Genomic DNA, 22,409 nt, shown 5'->3' with positions numbered 1-22,409 from the left:
TAATTCTTGTCACCAGGCCTTTTAAATTTTTTATCAATAAATCCCGGGCATCTTATTGCCTTTTTTCCTCCTTCTCTCCATACTCTGGTTCGTGTGCATCCTTACATTTACGTAAAAAAAGCCACGAAGTGCGATATTAGCGTACTTCGTGGCTTTTGATATTTATGGAAGGATATTTCCGGCAGCGCGGTAAATTTCATACCATTCTGGTCTGGTGAGTGTAATATCGGATGCTTTGGCAATATCCCGCAATCGCTGCGTATTGGTTGTACCTACAACAGGCTGCATATTTGCCGGATGTCTGAGAATCCAGGCTATGGCAATAGCAGTATTGGTAACCTCTTTTTCAGCTGCTAAGCGGTTAATGACCTCGTTCAATTCAGGGAACTTGTCGTTGTCCAAGAATACACCTTCAAAAAAGCCATATTGGAAAGGCGACCATGGCTGAATGGTCATGTCATGTAGACGGCTGTACTCCAAAATCCCGCCATCATGAACAACCGAACCGGAGTTGGTCATATTCACATTGAAGCCGGTATCAATCATACCCGTAAACATAACGCTCAATTGCAGCTGGTTGAACAGCAGTGGTTGCTTTACATTTTTCTTAAGTAGCTCGATTTGTAACGGGTTCTGGTTGCTTACACCAAAATGCTTGACCAATCCCTTGCTCTCCAGAATATCAAAAGCCTCAGCCACTTCTTCCGGCTCAAACAGCGTGTCAGGACGGTGAAGCAAAAGCACATCGATATAATCGGTCTTCAAGCGTTTTAGGCTACCCTCCACGGATTGTAGGATATGCTCTTTGGAGAAATCAAAATAGCCCTTGCGGATTCCGCATTTAGTTTGGATCATCATTTTATCGCGCATACCAGGATTGTTCTGAAGTACCCCAGCGAATACCTCTTCAGCTTTTCCGTCCGCGTAAATGTCGGCATGATCAAAGAAGTCTATTCCGAGCTCCAACGCACTATGTACATGTGTATCAGCCTCTTTTGCAGACAAATCCGCAATCCGCATACAGCCAAGCGAAATTTGGGATACGTCAAGTACACCATTCGCTACACTAATTTTCTTAACCATGAGTGATTCACTCCTTAGAATGTAAGTTAGAACTTGCAGTATTCTATCAAACCATATCACAAAGTGGGAGGCTAAGCCAATATGCCCTACGACGTATAGGTAGGTTGTAAGCAAAGTACAAAAAAGAGGCTGCCACATCAGTAGACTTCACTACTTTTGCAGACAACCTCTTTGTTTATACATCCATAATTAATATATGGAAGTGCTTAGAATCATTTTAGTACATATTCGGAATGTCGACATTAGGGTCAATATCTGCTTCGTAGTCTACGCCATCTGTTCTAAAGCCAAACAGATTGAAGAAATCTTGGCGGTAGCCTTCAAGATCAGCCAGCTCACCTGCATTATCAGTTGTAAGCTCGTCCCAACGTTTCATAACCTCTGTCTGGACATCCTCACGCATTTCCCAGTCGTCAATGCGGATCAAGCAGCTTCCGTCAGCAGTAGCCTTGCCTTCACCGTATAGGTGCTCAGAGAACAAGCGATACATTTGTTCAATACAGTTCTCGTGCAGGCCTTTTTCCTTCATCACTTCGTAAAGTGCTGAGATATAAAGGGGCACTACAGGAATCGCTGAGCTGGACTGAGTTACGAGCGCCTTATTAACGGACACAAAGGCACGTCCGCCTTTTGATGAAAGAAGGTCATTCATTTGGATCGCAGTCTGTTCCAGATCGTGTTTGGCTTGGCCAATTGTTCCGTCCCGATAGATAGGGTGAGTGATCTCAGGCCCGATGTAGGAGTAAGCAACGGTAGTAGCACCATCTGCAAGGACATCAGCTGCTTGAAGCTGATCGATCCACATTCTCCAGTCTTCGCCGCCCATTACAGCGATTGTCTGACGTACTTCCTCTTCATTAGCAGGCTCAATGGTGGTCATGGATACTTCGCCTGTGTGGAAGTTCAAGGTTTTATTCGAATAAGCTGTTCCCACTGGTTTAATAACGGAGGAGAAGGTTTCTCCTGTTACCGGATGGGTACGACGAGGTGAAGCGACACTATAAATAACTAAATCGATGGTGCCATATTCGGCTTTAATCAATGCAATGGTCTTCTCTTTAATCGCATCAGAGAAGGCATCGCCAACTATGCTGTGTGATTTAAGTCCAAGCTCTGCTGCTTGTTGTTCAAAGGCAGCGGAGTTGTACCAGCCTGCAGAAGCGGTGCGTTGACCTTCCGCAGCTTTATCGAAGAACACACCAATGGTATTGGCACCAGCACCAAAAGCAGCTGAAATTCTAGAAGCTAGTCCGTATCCGGTAGAGGCACCGATGACAAGTACATTCGCAGGTCCCTCAATTTTCTTTTGCGCTTTTACATATTCAATTTGTTGTTCTATTTGTTTGGCGCATCCCTCTGGATGGGCTGTTGTGCATATAAATCCGCGAGTTTTAGGTTGAATAATCATCAAGGAATTCCCCTTTGTATAAAAATTTAAGTCTACTGATACACAGAGAAAGTATAGCAAACAATATTTACTAATACAAAGAATTTAGGATATTCGATAAGAATTCACTACCATGTATTTTTGTTTGTTGGCTAGCTGTGCTATCGAATCTTTATCATTTTATTAAGGCTTTCGGACACCAGTGACGCTATTCCGTTAGTGGGAGCTAAAAGGGGGTGCCCCAGTAGCCATTTCATGACTTCTAGGACAACCCCCTTTATATTACTTACATATAAGGATCTATTACGCACGGAAGATTGAATCAATCGCTTTGATCTAGCACCACATGTGCGACTTCAACACCTTTGGCATCAGCAATTTTACGAACCTTGTCCACTTTCTCCAGGTTCTGGGCAAAGGTCTCCCCTTGGAACAGTGGGTCGTTCTTTCTAATGTCGCTGAACGTATCTCTCTGCTTATACTTGCTGCCAAGAAGACCGGATGCGAGCGGGAAATAAGGAACGAAAGAAATGCCATGCTCCTGCGTGTAAGGAAGCAGTTCTTTTTCTGCATCACGGTGCAGCAGGTTGTAGTGGGATTGGAGAACATCCACATGCCCGTCTCTGTTGGTTCTCTCAGCTGTTCAATGGAGAAGTTGGAGACCCCAATCGCTTTGATCTTTCCTTCATCCTTAGGAGTGCTTTCATCAGGGAAATGAATATAGTAAAGATTACTGATTGCCAGCTTTATACATGAATATTTAAAGTGTATAAGTTATGATATAAAGAATAATTTTGCATCCCCACAGTTGTTGCCACAATGAAGTAAAGGAGGTTTGTCTTATGCTAGTTATTAATCAAAATGAAGTGGCTGAGCTATTAGCAATGGAGTCTTGCATCACAGTGATGGAATCCGTTTTGAAGGACTTGTCCGCAGGACAAGCCATACAGAGCTTAAGACAAGTACTCCCGCTGCACCAAGGCAATCTGATTGGTTTAATGCCGGGCTTTTTGCAGGGTGAAGAAGTTGCAGGCGCCAAAATCATCAGTGTGTTTCCAAGCAATCATGGCTCAGGTTTACCTTCCCATCAAGGGCTTGTTACGCTATTCGATTCTTCTACCGGTGTTCTGAAAGCTGTAGTAGATGGACAGAAGATTACCGCAATTCGCACAGCGGCTGTTAGCGCAGTAGCCACTCGTTACCTGGCTAGAGAAGATGCAGAGGTGCTTGCCATTCTTGGTACGGGTGAGCAAGCCAAAAGCCATCTGGAAGCGATGCTACGGGTTCGATCCATTCGTGAGGTCAGAGTTTGGAGTAGGACACTTTCAAAGGCAAGATATTTCCAAGCAGAAATGAGCCGTAAATATGGTGTGGACATCCTTGTGGCTGAGTCTATTCAAGAGGCAGTTAATCCAGCAGATATCATTTGTACCGTAACAGCATCCACAGAGCCTGTGCTCAAAGGAGAATGGCTGAAGTCTGGAGTACATATCAATGCGGTTGGGGCCTGCAGAGCAGCGGATCGTGAGCTGGATTCGGAGACCGTACGGTTAGCTAAGTTATATGTAGACCGATTGGAATCCGCGCATAATGAATCTGGGGATTATTTAATTCCGCTGAACGAAGGCGTGATTACTTTAGGCCATATTATCGGTGAAATCGGTGAACTGATCAGCGGGAATATTGAGGGCAGAGCTACAGCTGATGAGATCACTCTTTTTAAAGGACTAGGACTTGCAATAGAGGATTTAGCAGCAGCCAACTTCATTTATAATGAAGCTGTTAAATTACAAAAAGGCATTGAAATTGCATTCTAAGGAGCGACCACATGATGAGTACTTATGAAGGTTTGTATGATTTCAAGTTGACGGAGCAAGACGAAGAACGAGCCGTACATTTGCATGAGCAGAACATTAATATTGATTTGCTGTTTCAAGGTCCCTTATCTCCAAACGCAATTCCAGAGTCTATGTCCGAAAAAATAAAAGAGCTGTGTGAGCCCTATAAAGATGAGCCGATGATATACAGCAGCATGCCAGCAAAAATGATCACAAAGCTGTCAGCCAGCGGTGAGATCCCCGAGTATAAAAGTGAATGGTATAAATCGGGAATTACTGCGGGTAACCGGGAACTTCATTTAGAGTCCTTAGAAAGCATGATCAATAGCATGGCTGAAGTTCAGCTTCAGTTCGACTCCGCAGATTGGTTAGTTAAAGCTTTAACCGCAGAGGACATACGTGCAGCCAAGCGCAATGGCCATAAGGCGGGTATTATCACGGCGCAAGAAACGGATGGCCTAGGTACCAATCTTGACCTATTAGATGTGTTACATAATTTTGGCTTAAGAATTTTACAATTAACGTATAACAATCAGAATCAGGTCGGTGCAGGCTGTGCTGAACAGTCGAACGCTGGGATTACGAATTATGGAAAAGGATTCATTGAGCGTCTGAACAAGCTCGGGATCATTGTAGATACGGGACATTGCGGAAAACAAACAACGCTTGATGCTTGCCAGTATTCTAAGACTCCGGTCATTGCTTCACACACGGGTGTAGAGGCCATCTATCCGCATATGCGCTGCAAAAGCGATGAGGAAATCATCGCGATCGCTAAGACGGGTGGAGTCATCGGTATTTTTGCTATGCCGTGGTTTGTTCATGAAGATCCTAACCATACGACCATTGATCATGTGCTGGATCATATCGAATATGTGATTCGGCTAGTAGGCGTGGATCATGTTGGGATTGGAACGGATTGGCCGATGAGCGATGTGCTCTGGTCATTGACTTATTTTAAAGAACATATTGCACCTAAGCTAGGATTTGCCAAAGGAGACGGACCTTCTACTGAAACCGTTGCTGGGCTTGAAAAATATAGCTATTTTATCAACTTTACTAGAGGTCTAGTAGCTCGCGGTTATAAGGATGAGGATATTGCTAAGATTATGGGTGGCAACTGGCTGCGCGTATTTGAAGAAATTTGGGGATAGGGGATAAATAGATGACAACATACTTGAACACAACTACATTTAACTTCTACTGTTCTGGCATATATTCAGGAAAAATACATTTTACGGAACAACAAATCATGCTGGCTAAGGTTGATCCACGGAGACGAACACAAATGCAGTACAATGTGCTGGATAGCCAGTTCAAGAGCGTCCTTCCATTTCAAAAAATCCACGAACATATGGACGCTTACGCTAAAGCAGAATGGGTCAATGATGAGGTAGTTCTAAGTAATGGTGATCTTTATCAAAAGCATATTCAGTATCAGGCTGTATTGGATGGCCATGAGCTTACTTCACAAGTATGGGCGTTGCGAAAAGAGACGGCCCTAGATATTGTGACCTTGGATGGTGAGATTATTGCCTTTCTTACGCCGAATCGGTATGGCATCGAGCTGATTGTTAAAGCAGGATATGAGAAGCTGACGCCTCTGGTTGTTTATGATGATCCCCTTTTGTCCAAGCCAGAGTATGGTGTAAATGATTTGGGTACGGATCTGATTCCGATGCGTGATGGCGTGAGACTGGCTACGGATGTGTTTCTTCCTGAGGGCATTCAGCCGGGAATCAAGCTGCCGACGATTCTTGTGAGAACCTGCTATGACCGTAACGGAAAAAAAGAGATTTTTATGAGATGGGCTAACAAAGGTTATGCAGTGGTGTCACAGGACGTTAGAGGTCGAGCGGATTCGGAAGGGGAATTGATCCCTTTTTATAATGAACGGGATGATGGCTATGATACGATCGATTGGATTATTGCGCAGGATTGGTCGGATGGCAATGTTGGAATGTGGGGCGCGTCCTATCTGGGCTTTGTGGTTGTCTCGGCGGCGACCAGTGGGCACCCTAATTTGAAGGCTGTTGTGGATGAAGTGAATGTTGGCTCACCGTTTGTAGATACGGCGCGTAAGGGTGGAACGCTTTGTTCTTGGCCACTCTTGTCTTGGACGCTAGCACAATCTGTGGGTACCCGGACGGATTTTGATATTTTTGGGGGCATTACGGTGAACCCGGAAGCGGCCGTCGATGCGAGACCGATTAAGGAGATTCCACAGCAAATGATCGGCACAGCATCAGGACCATGGGATCTGTGGAGCCAGCATCCGGAGTATGATGATTTCTGGAGAAACTGTACCTTTACGGAACGTGGGGATGAGGTGCAGGTCCCTATGTATGTAATCTCAGGCTGGTATGATGGCGACAGCCCTGGCGTATCGGAGACTTGGAGAATGCTGACTGAACATGATGTGCCAAATCGTAAAATCCGTCTGGGTGCATGGGAGCATGGGCCAAACCGAGCCAGAGACTATGAGGGGGTAAGCTTCGGCAATGATGCAGTCGTCTATGATTATGATGTTTCTGTACTTCGCTGGTTCGACTGCTTCCTCAAAGGCATTCCGAACGGAATAGATCAGGAGCCTAGGGCCTCTTATTATGTCGTTGGTGAGAATCAGTGGAGAACGTCGGAGGATTGGACACCGGTTGAAGCTACAACTACGCCGTTTTATCTTTCCAGTGATGGCCGGGCTAATTCAGGACAAGGAGATGGGAAGCTGCTCACAGCGCCAGAGGAACACTCTCCAGAAGATACTTATGTCTATAACCCAAATGATCCTATGAATGACAGCGGTGAGCGAGAGCCTGAAAATTTGCGGAAATATGAGCTGCGAAATGATATTCTTGTGTACACTAGTGAGGTGTTGACAGAAGAATTGACTATTGCTGGCGAATTGTCTGCTGTCATCTACGCCGCTAGCACAGGTAAGGATACGGATTGGGTAGTTACGCTTAGTGATGTGAATGAACATGGAGATTCTATCCGGTTATCTAACTATATTGTCAGAGCTAAATATCGTCATGGGTTTGATGCACCACAACTGCTCACGCCAGGTCAAGTGGAGGAATATGATATTTTCATGCCGAATATTGCTCACAGATTTGCGGTAGGACACCGAATCCGTTTCTCGATTACCTCGTCCAGTAAATTCGTTGCGTTTCCTAATACGAATACTGGTGGTAACCCGTATGAAGATACAGAGGCGATTACAGTACTGCAGACTATTTACCATAATGGTGAATATCCAAGCCATGTGAAGCTGCCGGTTATTCCTAACGCAATAATATAAAATATCGATTATCCACAGAAAAGCGCATAAATGATCCCTTCTCAGGTCACAATAGGGAAAAACCAGAATGAAGGGATTAACGTGTCGCGCATAAAAAAACAACTTTGGCAGCGATGGAGACGTTGGAAAAAGGCGCTTTGGGTAGGAGCCGCTTGTTTAGCTCTTACTGTATTGGCTTGGCGCAGTATGCAGGTACCTGAGGAAATCAGTGGACTGCTGACGGATTCTAGTTGGACGGATGGTGCCGAAAGCAAGTTAGCCGCAGCTGTATTTAAAGTAGGTGTGGACAGCGGTGAGGAGAAAGAGAAGGGCACCATAAATAACGAACAACTGTTGCAGACGATCACTCAAAGCGGACTCAGCAGAACCGTTCATTTAAAAATATCGTATGTATCTGGGGAAGAAGTTCAGACATTGCCAGGCGAAAAGAACCCGCTTCAGCTTAAAAAGATAATTCACGAACACCCTTCATGGAGCGGTTGGATCAGCAGCGATGGAGATTTGTGGCTGGAACAAAAAGTGAATGATCTATCGAACCTAACGAAAAAAGAAGCCTATATCGGGGTCGATGCGTTTGGGAATTTGAAATTATTTAAGGGGCCCCCGGTGCAGGAAAAGGTTCTGAAGACTTTTTTTCAGATGGATATGGGTTCCTTGAAGTCCTCTCTGCCGGAAAGTATTTGGAAAGAGCTTCATGAAGGCATTCGTGTACAGGATATTGAAGAGTACAACAGCGTGTTGTCCACCTTCAGTGACTATGCGCGTGAGGCTGCCGAACATGTCATGCAGAATAAGCAATAGCATCCTTAAGCATATCAGCTGTCCTAAAGTCATTATTAATGGCTATAGGGCAGCTTTTTTTGCAAATATAAGAATGTTTGAGGTTCTCATTGTAGGCCTAAAGTTGTCATTTCGCATCAGAGGGTAAACTTTTTTTCTCCCGGAAGGGGTATTTTTGCTATAATGGTTTGAAGGAATACATATGTTCGCTTCATAGCGGAGTAATGGATGAAAACGGTGGAATAAACTGCCTGTTTTAGAGGAGAGATCGTGTTTGCGCATTTTGGGAATTGATCCAGGGCTGGCGATTGTCGGTTTTGGCTTTGTGGATAAGGAAGGTCATAAGTTGACCCCGGTCCAATATGGTTGTATCCAGACTGAGGCTCACACGCCTGAGGAAGAACGTCTGCTGCATGTCTATGAAGGCATGGGTCAGCTCATTGATAAATATAAACCTGATGCTGTAGCGATAGAGAAGTTGTTCTTCGCACGTAATGTTACAACAGCATTGCCAGTAGCACAGGCCCGGGGAGTAACGATATTAGCTGCTGTACAGCGTGGCTTACCCGTCTCGGAATATACACCTATGATGGTGAAGCAGGCAGTAGTTGGTTATGGTAAGGCAGAGAAGCGGCAGGTACAGGAAATGGTGAAGCTGTTACTGAAATTATCGGCGATCCCTAAACCGGATGATGTAGCGGATGCACTCGCGGTAGCGGTATGTCATGCCCATTCGAGCAGTCTTAATTCTAAATTAAATGAGGTATTGCGAAAATGATAGATTTCTTAAGAGGACCCGTCGTTCATTTAGAGTCGGAATATGTGGTGCTGGATGTGCAGGGCGTAGGCTATCGGGTGTTCTGCCCGAACCCTTATGCTTTTGCTAAGGTAGAAGGACCTGTAACGATCTATATTCATTATCAAACACGTGAGGATGCGACGCTTCTGTTCGGGTTCCCGACTCGGGAGGAGCAAAGATTGTTCCGCAAGTTGATTGAGGTATCTGGGATCGGTCCGAAGGTTGCACTCGGAATACTGACAGGTGGAACTCCAGATCAGTTGATCTCGGCAATTTACCAAGAGAATATAACCTTCTTAACGAAACTGCCGGGCATTGGCAAGAAGACGGCGCAGCGGATGATCCTAGATTTGAAGGACAAGCTGGACGGACTCAGTACGGCTTCGATGCAAACGGGATTATTTGCAGTTCCAATGGAAGAAAAGGCGGATGGATTACCCTGGCAAGAGGCTAGAGATGCCCTTAAGGGATTGGGTTATACCGAAAGTGAATTGGACCGTGTGTGGCTCGCTATGAAGAAAGAGGGCACAGAGACAGGGACTGTAGATGTGTTGATGAAGAAAGCACTTGGACTATTATATATTGCTAAGTAAAGCCGAACACATCCTGAAGAAAGGGAGCGATAGGAATGGATGACCGGATTATATCCGCTAATTTAATGATGGACGAGCAAGCCGTAGAGTTAAGCTTACGCCCTCGTTATCTGGGAGAATATATCGGACAGAATCAGGTGAAAGAAAACCTGAAAATATATATCGAAGCAGCCAAAATGAGAAGTGAAGCGCTGGATCATGTGTTACTCTACGGGCCTCCAGGTCTCGGTAAAACAACACTCGCGAACATTATCGCCAATGAGCTGGGTGTGAATTTACGAACAACGTCCGGTCCTGCTATAGAGCGGCCGGGAGATTTAGCCGCCCTGCTGACGAACCTGCAGGAAGGCGACGTGCTGTTCATCGATGAAATTCACCGCTTACACCGGACGGTGGAGGAGGTTATGTATCCAGCGATGGAGGACTTCGCGCTGGACATCATGATCGGCAAAGGGCCAAGTGCCCGTTCGGTACGATTGGATCTGCCGCCTTTCACACTTATAGGCGCTACCACCCGTGCTGGCCTGCTGTCAGCGCCACTACGTGATCGTTTCGGAGTGGTCAGCCGCTTGGAGTTCTATACCATAGATGAGCTAAGCTTCATTGTTGCTCGAAATGCAGATCTTTTAGGGATTGAGATTGTCGGAGATGCGGCGGAAGAGATAGCGCTTCGTTCCCGTGGAACGCCGCGGATTGCGAACCGACTATTGAAGCGAGTCCGTGATTTTGCTCAAGTGCGCGGCGATGGGATTATAACCCCTGAGATTTCTGGGGAAGCCCTGAAGATGCTACAAGTGGATCCACGCGGGCTGGACAGCATCGACCACAAGATGTTAAGAGCGATGATTTCAAGTTTTCGTGGCGGTCCGGTAGGTCTGGATACGATTGCTGCTACAATTGGTGAGGAAAGTCAGACGATTGAGGATGTTTATGAGCCCTACCTGCTGCAGATAGGATTCTTGCAGCGGAGCCCTCGTGGAAGAATTGTAACCCCGGCCGCTTATCATCACTTAGGCCTTCCGCTCCCTCCGGAGCAGCACTGAGTCAGTAACTACATTTAAAAGGAGGATGCTGGATGAAGCATACGAAGATGAAATGGGGAGGAATAGCTCCACTAAGCAAAGGATTGCTAGCAGCTGCGATTGCTGTAGGAAGTCTCTTGATCCCTGCGGGTGCCAGTCATGCCAATTCTAATAGTACGATACGAGTTGCCCTTTATGCCGATATTGGCAGTAAATATAAATCTACCGTGCCAGTAGTAACTATGCAATCGACACAAAGCTTCACTTTGATGTCGAACCAACCAGGGAGCACTCCTTTGTTATCAGTGCCTGCCCAGAGCAAAATTCGTGTTAGTGTGGATGGTTATAGAGTAAAGGTAATGGAGACTTCAAGCTGGAAAACAGCTGCTGATGCGGCTAAAAAGCTTCAGTCTACCTCTGATAAGCCTCAAATATTTATGATTTCTAGAAATGGAACCAATGTGTATCAGTTGTATACAGGTGTCTATGCCAGTGAAGCTGCTGCCAAGGATGGGCTTGCCCGTGTAGTAAAGGCAGGACTCGGCATTCCTGCTGATCAAACCCCTGCGGTGAAAGGGGATAAGCATTTATCGGCGGGTCGTTATTCTTCGGAACAAGAAGCTGATGCTGCTCTGAGTAGTATTACAGCTGCTGGTTTTGATGCCTGGAAGGTGTTTCTCTCAGGAAGTGATGGCAGTGCCCAGTTTGAGGTATGGGTAGGCGAAGCTACGAACGACAAAGATTTGGGTGCTGTTCAGACCGCAGTGTCTACAGCATTGCCACAGCTTGTTGCATCTGCTGCAACTTCACCTGGATTAATCATGCGTCTGGATGCTGGGCTGGACCTTGGCAGCGAGACTCAGGCTAATCATTATATGGTTTCCGGAAATGTTGCTAAATTTTTGGCAGTTGGTAATGAAGCTGGAATTCAGCTCGAAGAGAGATCCAAGCGTACCTACCGTGGAAATATGGAACTAAGTAATTTGAGAGGTTCCCTAGCAGTTATCAATGAAGTGCCACTGGAACAATATTTGTATGCAGTGGTTGGAGGAGAGGTTTCCTCCAGCTGGCCGGGTGAAGCTCTAAAGGCTCAGGCTGTCGCCGCCCGAAGCTATGCAATGGCGCAAGGCAACCGTTTCGAAGTAGCGAATGTAGTAGATTCTACATTGAGTCAGGTATATAACGGAATCGGATCAGAGGCTCCAGTTATTATTAAGGCAGTGGATGCTACTGCCGGTGAAGTATTGATGAGTGGTGGTAAAGTTATAGAGGCTGTGTTCTCGTCGAACAGTGGCGGTGTAACCTCTGATCCATCAGAGGTATGGGGCAATGGTGGAGATGCATTTGCCAGCGTTCCCAGCAAAGAGGATGTCGCAGCTACCGCGACCGCTAAGAAGTGGTATTATTTACTGCTCGCTAATGGCATCTCCGGATACGCACGTGAGGATAACATTAAATTGACAGGAAATAAAACTGCAGCGGGACTGGACATAGCAACAGCTACCACTAAAGATGTCAATGTACGCCCCCTTCCTGCTGTTGAAAGTAGTGTAAGTGCGGTAGGTAAGCTGAACCCAGGCGAGAATGCTGTTGTTCTAGACAAAGTCTATGAGTCCGGTAGTTATAGCTGGATCAAAGGGCCATATACCTCTGCCGACCTTCTAAAAAGCTTGCAGGGTAAAACAACTAGCACGCTCCCTTCCAGCATCCTTAATTTGCAGGTCACCCAGCGCGGTCCTTCTGGAAGAGCGGTTCAGGTGAAAGCAAATGGTCAGGCACTGGATGTGAAATATCCTGATATGTTCCGTTCTGCGTTCAATGGATTGCCAAGTACATTGTTTGATATTGTACCAGCCGGAAGTTATACTGTATTAGGCGCTGACGGTGCTACCAGCACGATTGGAAGTTCACAGAGCGCAGGTGTACTCTCTGCATCAGGTAAGGTTAATGTGAACGGTAGTGGAACTGTAGTGATGGGTGGGGATTCCTCAGTCAGAGCGATTACTAACAGTTCGGGCTTTCTGTTCATTGGCCAAGGATACGGTCATGGTCTAGGCATGTCGCAATGGGGCGTGAAAGGCATGGCTGACAGCGGGTATGATTACAAGCAGATATTGCAACACTATTATCAGAACGTTACTATAGTTAAGGAATGAAGACAGACCATGAATGTAGACGCATATGATTTTCATTTGCCGGAAGAATTAATTGCCCAGACACCACTCTCTGACCGTAGCTCTTCTAGACTGCTCTTAGTAAATAAGGAGGGTGGGGAGCTGGCTCACCGGCATTTTACTGATATTACTAATTATTTCCAACCGGGAGATACACTTGTTCTGAATGATACGAGAGTCATTCCTGCCAGATTGTTTGGGGCTAAAGAAGATACGGGGGCTAAAGCTGAAGTGCTTCTCCTTAAGAATCTGGGAGACGATCGATGGGAAGCTCTTGTAAAGCCAGGTAAGAAGCTTAAGACAGGAGCGGTCATCATCTTTAGTGATGAGCTTCGTGCTGTTATTGAGGATGAGGCTGATATGGGTGGACGAACGCTTCGGTTCATTTATCAGGGTATTTTTCAGGAGATTCTGGACAGGCTGGGAACAATGCCACTGCCTCCTTATATTAAGGAAACACTCGATGATCGGGAACGATATCAGACTGTTTATGCTAAGCATGAGGGATCAGCTGCTGCTCCTACAGCAGGGCTTCATTTTACCAAAGAACTGTTGGATCAGATTGAAGCCAAGGGTGTAAATATTGCTTATATTACACTTCATGTAGGTCTCGGAACGTTCCGTCCGATGTCTGTTGAGAAGGTTGAAGAGCATGTTATGCATTCAGAGTATTTTGTAATGTCTCAAGAAACAGCAGACACTATAAATGCCACCAAGGAACAAGGTGGCCGCATTATAGCGGTAGGGACGACTTCTTGTCGGACACTTGAAACAGTCGGAAGACAATGCGAAGGCGGTCCACTAGTGGAATGTAGTGGCTGGACGGATATTTTCATCTATCCGGGCTATAAGTTTAGTGTAGTTAATGCGTTAATTACTAATTTTCATTTGCCAAAGTCTACTTTGGTGATGTTGGTTAGTGCTTTGGCAGGTCGGGAACATATTCTAGCTGCTTATGAAGAAGCGATAGAGCAGAAGTACCGGTTTTTTAGCTTTGGAGATGCAATGTTTATTTACTAAGGTAAGAGGATGGGTTAACTTATGGCAGCAATTACTTATGAGCACATCAAAACGTGCAAACAATCCGGAGCAAGACTTGGAAGAGTCCACACTCCACATGGTGTGATTGAGACACCTGCATTTATGCCAGTCGGCACACAAGCTACAGTCAAGACAATGAGTCCTGAAGAACTGAAAGAGATGGATGCTCATATTATTTTGAGCAATACGTACCATTTGTTCCTGAGACCGGGCCATGATATTGTTCGTGAAGCAGGCGGACTGCATAAGTTCATGAACTGGGACCGTCCCATTCTAACGGATAGCGGCGGGTTTCAAGTATTCTCGCTTAGTGACATGCGCAAGATTACCGAAGAAGGCGTTCATTTCCGTTCCCATCTAAATGGGGACAAGAAGTTCCTGTCTCCTGAAGTAGCTATGGAAGTTCAGAACGCACTTGGCTCTGATATCATGATGGCATTCGATGAATGTCCTCCATTCCCAGCGGAATATGACTACGTGAAAAAATCATTGGAGCGTACAACACGCTGGGCGGAACGTTGCCTGAAAAGTCATGCTCGCCCGAATGATCAAGGGCTGTTCGCTATCGTTCAAGGAGGTATGTATGAGGATCTTCGCCGTCAGAGCGCGGCAGATTTGACTTCCATGGATTTCCCGGGGTATGCTATTGGAGGGCTCAGCGTCGGAGAGTCCAAGCAGCTAATGTATGAAGTGCTGGATTATACAGTTCCCCTGCTGCCACAAGGCAAACCTCGCTATTTGATGGGCGTTGGTTCACCGGATGCGCTGTTGGAAGGTTCAATCCGGGGAGTGGACATGTTCGACTGTGTTCTGCCTACCCGTATTGCTCGTAATGGAACAACGATGACCAGTCAGGGAAGACTCGTTGTACGCAACGCAAAGTATGCCCGCGATTTTGGGCCGCTTGATCCGGAGTGCAACTGCTATACATGCCGGAATTATTCCCGCGCTTATTTGCGCCATCTAATCAAAGCCGATGAAACCTTCGGACTTAGATTGACGACATACCATAACTTGCACTTCCTGTTGGATTTGATGCGTAAAGTGCGCGAAGCCATCAAGGAAGATCGGCTGCTTGATTTTCGCGATGAGTTTTTTGCTAAATACGGATTATATGATAATCTTAAAGGCTTCTAAAGCTTCGTTGAGATCCATGTTTTAATGTGCTTTGAAAGGGGGGAGAAATATGTTTCAATATGCAGCAGCAACAGGCGGAGGTAGTATACTGGGTCTTGTAGGTCCATTCGTACTTATGTTTGTAGTATTCTACTTCTTGCTGATTCGCCCGCAACAGAAGAAGACCAAAACACGTAATGCAATGTTGAAGTCTCTGAAAAAAGGCGATAAAATCGTTACTATTGGTGGTCTTCACGGTACGATCATGGAGATTTCCGATGATATCGTGGTTCTACGGGTCAATGATGTAACTAAACTGACCTTTGATCGCGGTTCCATTAGTCACTCCGTTGCCACGGACGTGGAGGAGAAAGTATAGTTTCGTTATTAATAAGTACATAAAAAAGCGGTGTCTTCTCATTAAAGAGAGTGACACCGCTTTTTTGACGTTCATCCTTCATCGTGATCTATTGGTTTAACGCATATCTGTTATTCGGCTGCGAACTGTGAGCGATTCTTTATGCCCCCGTAAGGTTAATTTGGCAAGCTGTACACCAACTGTTGAAGCTAGGACTGCTAGCAGAGTGCCGCCTATCATATCTGTAAGCCAATGAATGCCAAGATAGAATATACCAAAGACGATTGCTACCGCAGAAATACTCGTAATGGCCATCCACCTGCGGTTTCCTGAACGGAATGCAAGTAATGCCATCGTAACGGAAATGGACGTATGTAGGCTCGGGAAGCAGTTGTTGAGACCGGATAGAGGGCGGTACTCTTGCTCAAACTTCGGAAATACATCCAACATAGTAAATCTAACACCTGCAGGTACATAGGACCATACCTCATTTACAGGGAAGTATAGGTAGAATGGAATGGCTACAGCATAGTTAATGATAATAGCATAGCAGGTAGCGTACAGCATCACACGGTTCTTATCTAACAGATAGACACCTAGAGAAGCTGCTAGTACAGATTGAAGCATGAAAATGTAGAAGAAGACAATGATAGGCGTTAGCCATGGACTAAAGAATATATCCTGAAAAGCTTGGACAAAATGTCCCTCTAGTCCAAATACAAATGATGTATAGTCTGAGGTTAGATGCATTTTTTCTTCAATTTGTAGTTCGTATTTATTCATGACCAGTACACCAAACATGCCTACCATCAGTAGCAGAAACTTATAGGATCGCAGCATCTCTTTCCCAATTTCAACTAATGCCATGATTGGATTTCGCCGAGCGCCAATCCATACTAATATCACTACTAATGCAACTGTGTACAAAACAATATGATTCATTGATTGGTAAAACAAAGCATTCGAAGCCTCCTTGATTCTCTTTATGAAGTCAGATGATCACAGTTTAACATATTTCCAAGGAATGTTTCGAATTTAATGAAATAATAATTTTAGCTTTTTTGTAAATTTACCCCAAACATTCCGCCAAGTGCACCAATTGTTGCAGCAGCTAGAACCCAAAGAAGGTCAACACCAGAGGGTGAGCTATCCAGTGCCAGAAATCCGATTAACAGAACGATAATCCCATAAAAGATTCCTGTAAGACTTCCTTGATACCAGCCTTTGTTCGTGGCTCTGCGACCGGCGGTTAGTCCTCCGAATGCTGCGGCTATGCCGTGCACTATATAAGTATACATCGAGAGATCCTGCTCCTTCATACCGCTGCCCCATAATAAAAGAGAGAGGACAAACGCGCCAAGCAGCATCCAGAGGAATGATCGACATAGGCCAGACAATACAGGATTGGCTATTCTCCATGAGAACAGGCGCCGGATTAAATACATGGTACAACCTCCTAAAGTTTTTTTAGAAAAAAATCTACATAAGTTATTATTCATTGTATGGGGAGGCTTGCCCCAATAGTACAAGAATGGGCATTGCAGCCTTTTTACCATTAATTAATATGTAAGCTTCCGAATGTTCCCTGTGCTGAGCGGTCAGAATAGGGTTACATTAATCCGCCCGAGAAAACAAGTCTGCGGGTGAGAGTGGAGGGGAGCGAAGCTATATGTCCCAGCATATCACTACCCATATTTTCTTGACCGTGCTGATGTATTTCTTCATATTCCTGTGCATGCGAATCATGGGGAAGAGGGAAATCGGTAAGTTATCTGTATTTGATCTAACGATCTCAATTATGATTGCTGAGATTGCTGTTTTTGTGATCGAGGATATTAAGCGCCCGATTTACGAAGGTCTGGTTCCGATGGCCACATTGGTTATCATTCAAGTACTGGTTGCCCAGCTCAGTCTTAAGAGCAGAAAGATTCGGCTGTTAATGGACGGTAAACCGAGCATACTTATTTCTGGAGGCAAGCTGCACCGGGGAGAGATGCGTAAACAAAGGTACAATATTGATGATTTGCTGCAGCAATTGCGTGGTCAGAACATCGCTAGCCCTGCTGATGTGGAATTTGCGATTCTGGAGCCCAGTGGTCAGCTTACCGTTTTCGAGAAAGACAAAGGAAGTTCATCACCCAATCAAACAGGCAATAGCAGTTCAGTTGCTGAGAACAATAAGACCGATGAGGATACAGATGTAAGCAGTCAGAAAATTAAGCTGCCAAAGAACAAAATCAGATATGAAGGGCTTCCTATTCCATTGATTATGGATGGAAAGGTCCAGGATCATAATTTAGAGATGATAGGAAAAACAAGGTTCTGGCTAAGAACCCAGATCCGACAAAAGGGAGTTTCAGATTTCCGGGATGTATTTCTTTGTTCCATTGACCATAAAGGCCGAGTTTATGTTGACCGTTTGGATACCCGATAGTCATTCTAAAGCCAACGCTTAATGAAAGGCAGTCGATCCAAATCACGGAGGGAAATAAGGCCAGCTAATAGACTGAGACCGAAATACAGGGCCATTCCTATCGCAGAGGCAAATAAAAATTGAATCCATTGTGCTTCTGAAATGGGAATGGAGATGTATACATAACGAACGCCTGCTCCCATGATAATCATTGCACATAAGGTCTTAATGGTATCGGTTATTCGTAAGGATAATGAAATTAGACTGACTACACTGTACCCGTGCAGTAGAGTAACAAGAACGCTGTTCACAATAATGGCGATGATTGCGCCGTAGATTCCGTATTCTGGCTGTGAAGCTAATATAACAATCAGAATGATTTTGACTACTGCCCCAATTAGAGTATTGATGAGTGCCCTGCCCGGTCTGTCCATAGCTTGAAGTGCAGCTTGCAAGGGTGCTTGAACATAGATGAACAAAGCGAAAGGGGCCATTAGTTTTAGCATAGGCGCGGTGTCCGGATTTCCGTATAACAAGTTGCATAGTGGGACTGCTAGTACATACATAAGAACAGCAAAGGGAGCCCCTGTTACAAGAGCGAGTCGAAGAGCTTGGTGCATTCGTTTGTGAATGGTAGGCAAGTCCTTTCTCGCGGCAGCCTCGGATAAGGAGGGGACCAAAGACACTGCGAGAGAGGAAGTTAAAGCTCCGGGAAGCAACAGTAAGGGAATAACCATCCCCTGTAAAGACCCATATTGAGCAGTCGCGGCTGCTGTTGCGATTCCGGCTAGTGCAAGACTACGTACGGTAATTATAGATTCCAGTAGATAAGAAAAAGAACCCACAAGCCGGCTTGCCGTAACAGGAATTGATACACCTAGTAAACGCCACAGTATGGGGGAAGTTGATTGTACGGCATCAGGATCAGATGGTATAACTTCCTTCTCAACCGTTTTCTGTTCTAGGATGGGGGTTGTTTTTTTATCCTTTTTCGTGATGACATAATATTGCCACAGAATGGCTAACATTCCGCCAATCTCTCCTACTGTTACGCCTAGCATCGCCCCTGCAGCTGCAAAAGCGATACCTTTGGGTAACAGCAGCCAAGAGAACCACAGCATAAAAAATATTCGCACGATAGACTCGAAAACCGAAGAAAGTGCGGATGGAATCATGTTCTGCCTACCTTGAAAATAGCCGCGGTATATCGCAGATACAGCAACAATTCCAATCATTGGGATCATGGCGATAAAAGTATAATAAACTCTGTGGTCTGTTAAGATCACATTAGAGACCCATGAAGCACTGACCAGCGCAACGATCGTAAAGAAGATTCCTAGTCCGACGCTAAGAGTAAGGCCAGTCCGTAAAATTTGCCGCGATTTCTCAGGCCGGTTTTCTCCCTCTGCTTCCGCCACCATTTTAGCAATAGCTAGGGGAAGTCCGCCTGTAATCACAGTAACCAGCACGATAAAGAATGGGTACGCGAGCTGATATAGACCCACACCTTCTGCTCCAATGATGCGTGGCAAAGCAATTCGGGGTATAAATCCAAGCATTCGATTAATGATGCCGGCGGCAAGCAAGATTAAAGTTCCTTGTATAAAGCTCTGTTTCCTCAAAGGTCTCGCCTTCTTCCCCAAATGAAATAAAACGCTGGCCAACTTGTCTATTCTTATGGATATGCTATACCCCTATCCCGGCATGCCTTGTTTTAGTAGTTGTAACTTTTTGTGACGGAAGGAGGAAAGAAGAGAACTTGGGTCGAATACGTATGGTAAGCATACGAACACGAGCGATCTTTGGAGGTGTCATCACGTGGAATCGGAACAGTGGAATCATGATCAACATAGTGAAGAAATCGAAGCCATGTGCCGCAGCAAAGCTGAAGAATTCCGGCTCCTCGGCTATGAGTATGTAACCAGCAAGGATATTTGGGATTGTATCAGTCGTAATTATGATAAGGACGGAATGCCCCCCTTGCATAAGCTGGTAAATGATATTTATTCCTTAAAAGCCAATAGTTACATGACTTATTTGACTCTTGCAGCTTATCGGGGGTTGAACTGAACAATAAGCATCTCGCTCCTTTTTTTGCGAAAAGCCTTATAAAGCAGTAAAGTAAGAGAATAATAACTTCACATCTCCTATATAAACGGATGTCTTGCTGATATGAGCAGGGGCGGCCGTTTCTTTGTGTGAGTATAGCTATGTCAATGCTGTGAATTGACGGTCATTTCGCGTGTAGCTATAATAGGAATATTGAGTGAATGAAAGGGGAACTAGCTAGAGCATGAAGAGACTAATGGGCTTTATTATTACCGTGCTCGTTTTGACAGGCGTCATGGCATTTACTACTTCTGGACTGCTGGACAAGGTTAGACTTGGTCTTGACCTGAAAGGCGGATTTGAGATTTTGTATCATGCAGAGCCTATGGAAGCGGGAGCAGCGTTGTCCCAAGCTTCACTGTTGAAAACAGCGGAAAGTTTGGAAAAACGGGCCAATGCGCTCGGAACCAGTGAACCAGAGGTTACAACTGAAGGTACTGACCGTATTCGTTTGAAAATTGCGGGCGTTACTGATGAAGCTGAGGTTCGCAAGAAGATGAAGGAGCCTGCAGTTCTGACTTTCCGTAGTGCTGCTGAAGGTGACGCTGAAGGTACTTACAGCAAAATCGAACTGGTAGGTAGTGATTTTGTTGAAGGTGCAGCAGAGGTTGGACGGGATAACCTGAATCAGCCAATCATCAGTATCAAGATAAAAGACAAGGATAAATTCGCAGAGATTACTAAACGCCTCTTAGGAAAGAATCTCGCAATTTATTTGGATGAGAACAAACTATCTGACCCTACGGTACAAGCAGTACTTACCGACGGCAGTGCGTCTATTTCCGGTAGTTATACAATTAAGGAAGCACGCGAGCTGGCTGATACCATTAATCTTGGTGCGTTGCCACTGAAGCTTACTGAGAAATACTCCCAAAGTGTGGGTGCAACACTTGGTAAACAATCGCTTGATCAAACGATCAAAGCCGGCCTTTTGGGTTCTTTGATTATTCTTATCTTCATGATCGGTATGTATCGCTTGCCAGGTCTCTTGGCTAGTTTTGCACTGATCTTGCATACATGGCTGCTGATTGTTGTCTTTGTCTTTGCAGACTTCACATTGACGTTGCCTGGTATAGCCGCATTTATTCTGGGTATAGGGATGGCCGTCGATGCCAATATCATTACAAATGAACGGATAAGGGAAGAAATGCGCAGTGGTAAAAGTGTACTTTCCTCTGTTAAAGCAGGTAATAAATCCTCTTTCCGGACAGTAATGGACTCCAATGTCACAACTGTTATTGTGGCAGGTGTCATGTTCGCCTTCGGTACAGGTGCAGTCAAAGGCTTCGCATTGGTGCTGATCGTGGAAATCGTACTGAGTATCGCCACGAATCTTTATTTCTCTCACTGGTTGCTTAGCCAGCTTGTTAAAGCCGGTAAGCTGAACAAACCGAAGAGTTTCGGTGTTAAGGAGAGTGATATTCGTGCGCTTTAAGAAAGAGCTTGATTTCGTACATTTGAGTAAGTTTTTCTATATCTTTTCTATCGCACTGACAGTTGCAGGTTTGATTTTCCTAGCGTCATTTGGATTGAATTACAGCGTTGATTTCAAAGCGGGATCTAATGTTGATATCTCTCTGTCTAAGAATTTGACATTGGAAGAGGTTAATTCAGCAGTTGAAAAAACAGGGATTTCAAGTGAGCCAAGCATTACGTTAGGGAGTGAACGGGTCAACGTTCGTTATGATCAAGTGCTCGATGAGCAACAAGATGAAGCTCTTAAAGCAGAGATCTTGAAGCTGGACGATAAAGCATCGTTTGAAATTAACACTGTGGATACTGAGATGTCTAAAGAACTTGCACGCAATGCGATCTATGCGGTTCTCATTTCTTGTCTAGGGATTATCATTTATGTAAGTATTCGTTTTGAATGGCGGTTTGCATTAGCAGCTATTGTTTCATTGATCCATGATGCCTTTATGGTTGTTGCAATCTTCTCCATCTTCCGCTTGGAAGTGGATTTGACGTTTATTATAGCGGTGCTTACGATTATCGGTTATTCCATCAATGATACGATCGTTATCTTTGACCGTATCCGTGAGAATTTACGCTTTGGTAAACAAAAAACCTATGAGGATTTAAAAGAGCTTGTGAATAAGAGTGTGGCTCAAACTCTTATGCGTTCTCTTTACACAGCATTTACCGTATTTATTGCGGCGTTCTTCCTGTTGATTCTTGGAGGCGAGTCCATCAAGATGTTCTCGCTTGCGATGGTTATCGGATTGCTATTCGGAGCGTACTCCTCTATCTTTATTGCAAGTCCGATCTGGCTACTGCTTAAGAAGCGTGAGAAGACGAATGTAAAAAGCCCGGCTAAAGGGTAATGTCTCAAGAGAAATAACATGGCTACACTTGAATGAAAAAAACATCAACTTTATAATTTAAGAAAGCCGCGTCA

At 45.0% G+C, this 22,409-nt stretch carries 20 protein-coding genes and 1 pseudogene; 15 read left to right on the top strand and 6 right to left on the bottom strand.

Features of this window, described 5'->3' with window-relative positions:
- Positions 1 to 162: 162 nt before the first annotated feature.
- The 3 genes and pseudogenes from L1028_RS10300 to L1028_RS10290 all read right to left on the bottom strand — a co-directional run.
- Positions 163 to 1,083 (bottom strand): aldo/keto reductase, encoded by a 921-nt coding sequence (locus L1028_RS10300; protein ID WP_234533475.1) that lies wholly within the window; start codon positions 1,081 to 1,083, stop codon positions 163 to 165.
- 217 nt (positions 1,084 to 1,300) lie between these two features.
- Complete coding sequence (gene fabV / locus L1028_RS10295) at positions 1,301 to 2,491, bottom strand: enoyl-ACP reductase FabV (protein WP_076284851.1); 1,191 nt, start codon at positions 2,489 to 2,491, stop codon at positions 1,301 to 1,303.
- A gap of 316 nt (positions 2,492 to 2,807) precedes the next feature.
- A pseudogene (locus L1028_RS10290) lies at positions 2,808 to 3,202 on the bottom strand (aldo/keto reductase); the annotation flags it as partial.
- Positions 3,203 to 3,312: 110 nt separating this feature from the next.
- Between L1028_RS10290 and L1028_RS10285 the strand changes: the two are divergent.
- The 11 genes from L1028_RS10285 (at position 3,313) to yajC (ending at position 15,510) form a co-directional block, all read left to right on the top strand.
- Positions 3,313 to 4,287, top strand: coding sequence for an ornithine cyclodeaminase family protein (locus L1028_RS10285; protein ID WP_234533473.1), 975 nt, complete (start codon positions 3,313 to 3,315; stop codon positions 4,285 to 4,287).
- An 11-nt stretch (positions 4,288 to 4,298) separates the two neighbouring features.
- Positions 4,299 to 5,462 carry a dipeptidase gene (locus L1028_RS10280; protein WP_234533471.1) on the top strand — a complete coding sequence of 388 codons (1,164 nt, stop codon included), beginning with the start codon at positions 4,299 to 4,301 and terminating at the stop codon, positions 5,460 to 5,462.
- Positions 5,463 to 5,473: 11 nt separating this feature from the next.
- Positions 5,474 to 7,606 carry a CocE/NonD family hydrolase gene (locus L1028_RS10275; protein WP_234533469.1) on the top strand — a complete coding sequence of 711 codons (2,133 nt, stop codon included), beginning with the start codon at positions 5,474 to 5,476 and terminating at the stop codon, positions 7,604 to 7,606.
- 81 nt (positions 7,607 to 7,687) lie between these two features.
- A complete protein-coding gene (locus L1028_RS10270; RefSeq protein WP_234533467.1) occupies positions 7,688 to 8,407 on the top strand; it encodes a BofC C-terminal domain-containing protein in 720 nt (239 codons plus the stop codon).
- 253 nt (positions 8,408 to 8,660) lie between these two features.
- Entirely contained in the window at positions 8,661 to 9,164 is a 504-nt protein-coding gene (ruvC, locus tag L1028_RS10265; protein ID WP_036677679.1) for a crossover junction endodeoxyribonuclease RuvC, read from the top strand.
- Positions 9,161 to 9,778, top strand: a complete 618-nt coding sequence (gene ruvA / locus L1028_RS10260; protein ID WP_234533465.1) for a Holliday junction branch migration protein RuvA — start codon at positions 9,161 to 9,163, stop codon at positions 9,776 to 9,778. The genes ruvC and ruvA overlap by 4 nt, the downstream gene beginning before the upstream one ends.
- Positions 9,779 to 9,813: 35 nt before the next feature.
- Complete coding sequence (ruvB, locus tag L1028_RS10255) at positions 9,814 to 10,821, top strand: Holliday junction branch migration DNA helicase RuvB (protein ID WP_042191128.1); 1,008 nt, start codon at positions 9,814 to 9,816, stop codon at positions 10,819 to 10,821.
- A 32-nt stretch (positions 10,822 to 10,853) separates the two neighbouring features.
- Complete coding sequence (locus L1028_RS10250) at positions 10,854 to 12,956, top strand: SpoIID/LytB domain-containing protein (protein ID WP_234533463.1); 2,103 nt, start codon at positions 10,854 to 10,856, stop codon at positions 12,954 to 12,956.
- A 9-nt stretch (positions 12,957 to 12,965) separates the two neighbouring features.
- Positions 12,966 to 13,994: a tRNA preQ1(34) S-adenosylmethionine ribosyltransferase-isomerase QueA gene (queA, locus tag L1028_RS10245; protein ID WP_234533461.1), complete on the top strand. Its 1,029-nt coding sequence runs from the start codon at positions 12,966 to 12,968 to the stop codon at positions 13,992 to 13,994.
- Positions 13,995 to 14,015: 21 nt separating this feature from the next.
- A complete protein-coding gene (gene tgt, locus L1028_RS10240) occupies positions 14,016 to 15,152 on the top strand; it encodes a tRNA guanosine(34) transglycosylase Tgt (protein ID WP_042130504.1) in 1,137 nt (378 codons plus the stop codon).
- Positions 15,153 to 15,201: 49 nt separating this feature from the next.
- Positions 15,202 to 15,510, top strand: coding sequence for a preprotein translocase subunit YajC (gene yajC / locus L1028_RS10235; RefSeq protein WP_042191123.1), 309 nt, complete (start codon positions 15,202 to 15,204; stop codon positions 15,508 to 15,510).
- A gap of 96 nt (positions 15,511 to 15,606) precedes the next feature.
- On the opposite strand, the gene L1028_RS10230 is transcribed toward yajC, so the two are convergent.
- Together L1028_RS10230 and L1028_RS10225 are read right to left on the bottom strand one after the other, a co-directional pair.
- Positions 15,607 to 16,446, bottom strand: coding sequence for a phosphatase PAP2 family protein (locus tag L1028_RS10230; RefSeq protein ID WP_234533459.1), 840 nt, complete (start codon positions 16,444 to 16,446; stop codon positions 15,607 to 15,609).
- A 95-nt stretch (positions 16,447 to 16,541) separates the two neighbouring features.
- Complete coding sequence (locus L1028_RS10225) at positions 16,542 to 16,934, bottom strand: TIGR04086 family membrane protein (RefSeq protein WP_234533457.1); 393 nt, start codon at positions 16,932 to 16,934, stop codon at positions 16,542 to 16,544.
- 224 nt (positions 16,935 to 17,158) lie between these two features.
- On the opposite strand from L1028_RS10225, the gene L1028_RS10220 reads away from it, so the two are divergent.
- Entirely contained in the window at positions 17,159 to 17,923 is a 765-nt protein-coding gene (locus L1028_RS10220; RefSeq protein ID WP_234533455.1) for a YetF domain-containing protein, read from the top strand.
- Between the two features lie 5 nt (positions 17,924 to 17,928).
- On the opposite strand, the gene spoVB is transcribed toward L1028_RS10220, so the two are convergent.
- Positions 17,929 to 19,524, bottom strand: coding sequence for a stage V sporulation protein B (gene spoVB, locus L1028_RS10215; protein ID WP_234533453.1), 1,596 nt, complete (start codon positions 19,522 to 19,524; stop codon positions 17,929 to 17,931).
- A 196-nt stretch (positions 19,525 to 19,720) separates the two neighbouring features.
- Here spoVB and L1028_RS10210 point away from each other — a divergent pair, with 196 nt between their 5' ends.
- From L1028_RS10210 to secF, 3 genes are all read left to right on the top strand, one after another.
- Positions 19,721 to 19,972, top strand: coding sequence for a post-transcriptional regulator (locus L1028_RS10210; RefSeq protein WP_042191115.1), 252 nt, complete (start codon positions 19,721 to 19,723; stop codon positions 19,970 to 19,972).
- 223 nt (positions 19,973 to 20,195) lie between these two features.
- A complete protein-coding gene (gene secD / locus L1028_RS10205) occupies positions 20,196 to 21,446 on the top strand; it encodes a protein translocase subunit SecD (protein WP_234533451.1) in 1,251 nt (416 codons plus the stop codon).
- Complete coding sequence (secF, locus tag L1028_RS10200) at positions 21,436 to 22,335, top strand: protein translocase subunit SecF (protein WP_234533449.1); 900 nt, start codon at positions 21,436 to 21,438, stop codon at positions 22,333 to 22,335. The genes secD and secF overlap by 11 nt, the downstream gene beginning before the upstream one ends.
- Positions 22,336 to 22,409 lie beyond the last annotated feature (74 nt).

It is taken from the genome of Paenibacillus pseudetheri, from assembly GCF_924513355.1.
Taxonomy (GTDB): Bacteria; Bacillota; Bacilli; order Paenibacillales; family Paenibacillaceae; genus Paenibacillus_AQ; species Paenibacillus_AQ pseudetheri.
The sequence above is the reverse complement of the archived record's forward strand: the minus strand, read 5'-3'. Positions and strand labels throughout refer to the sequence as shown.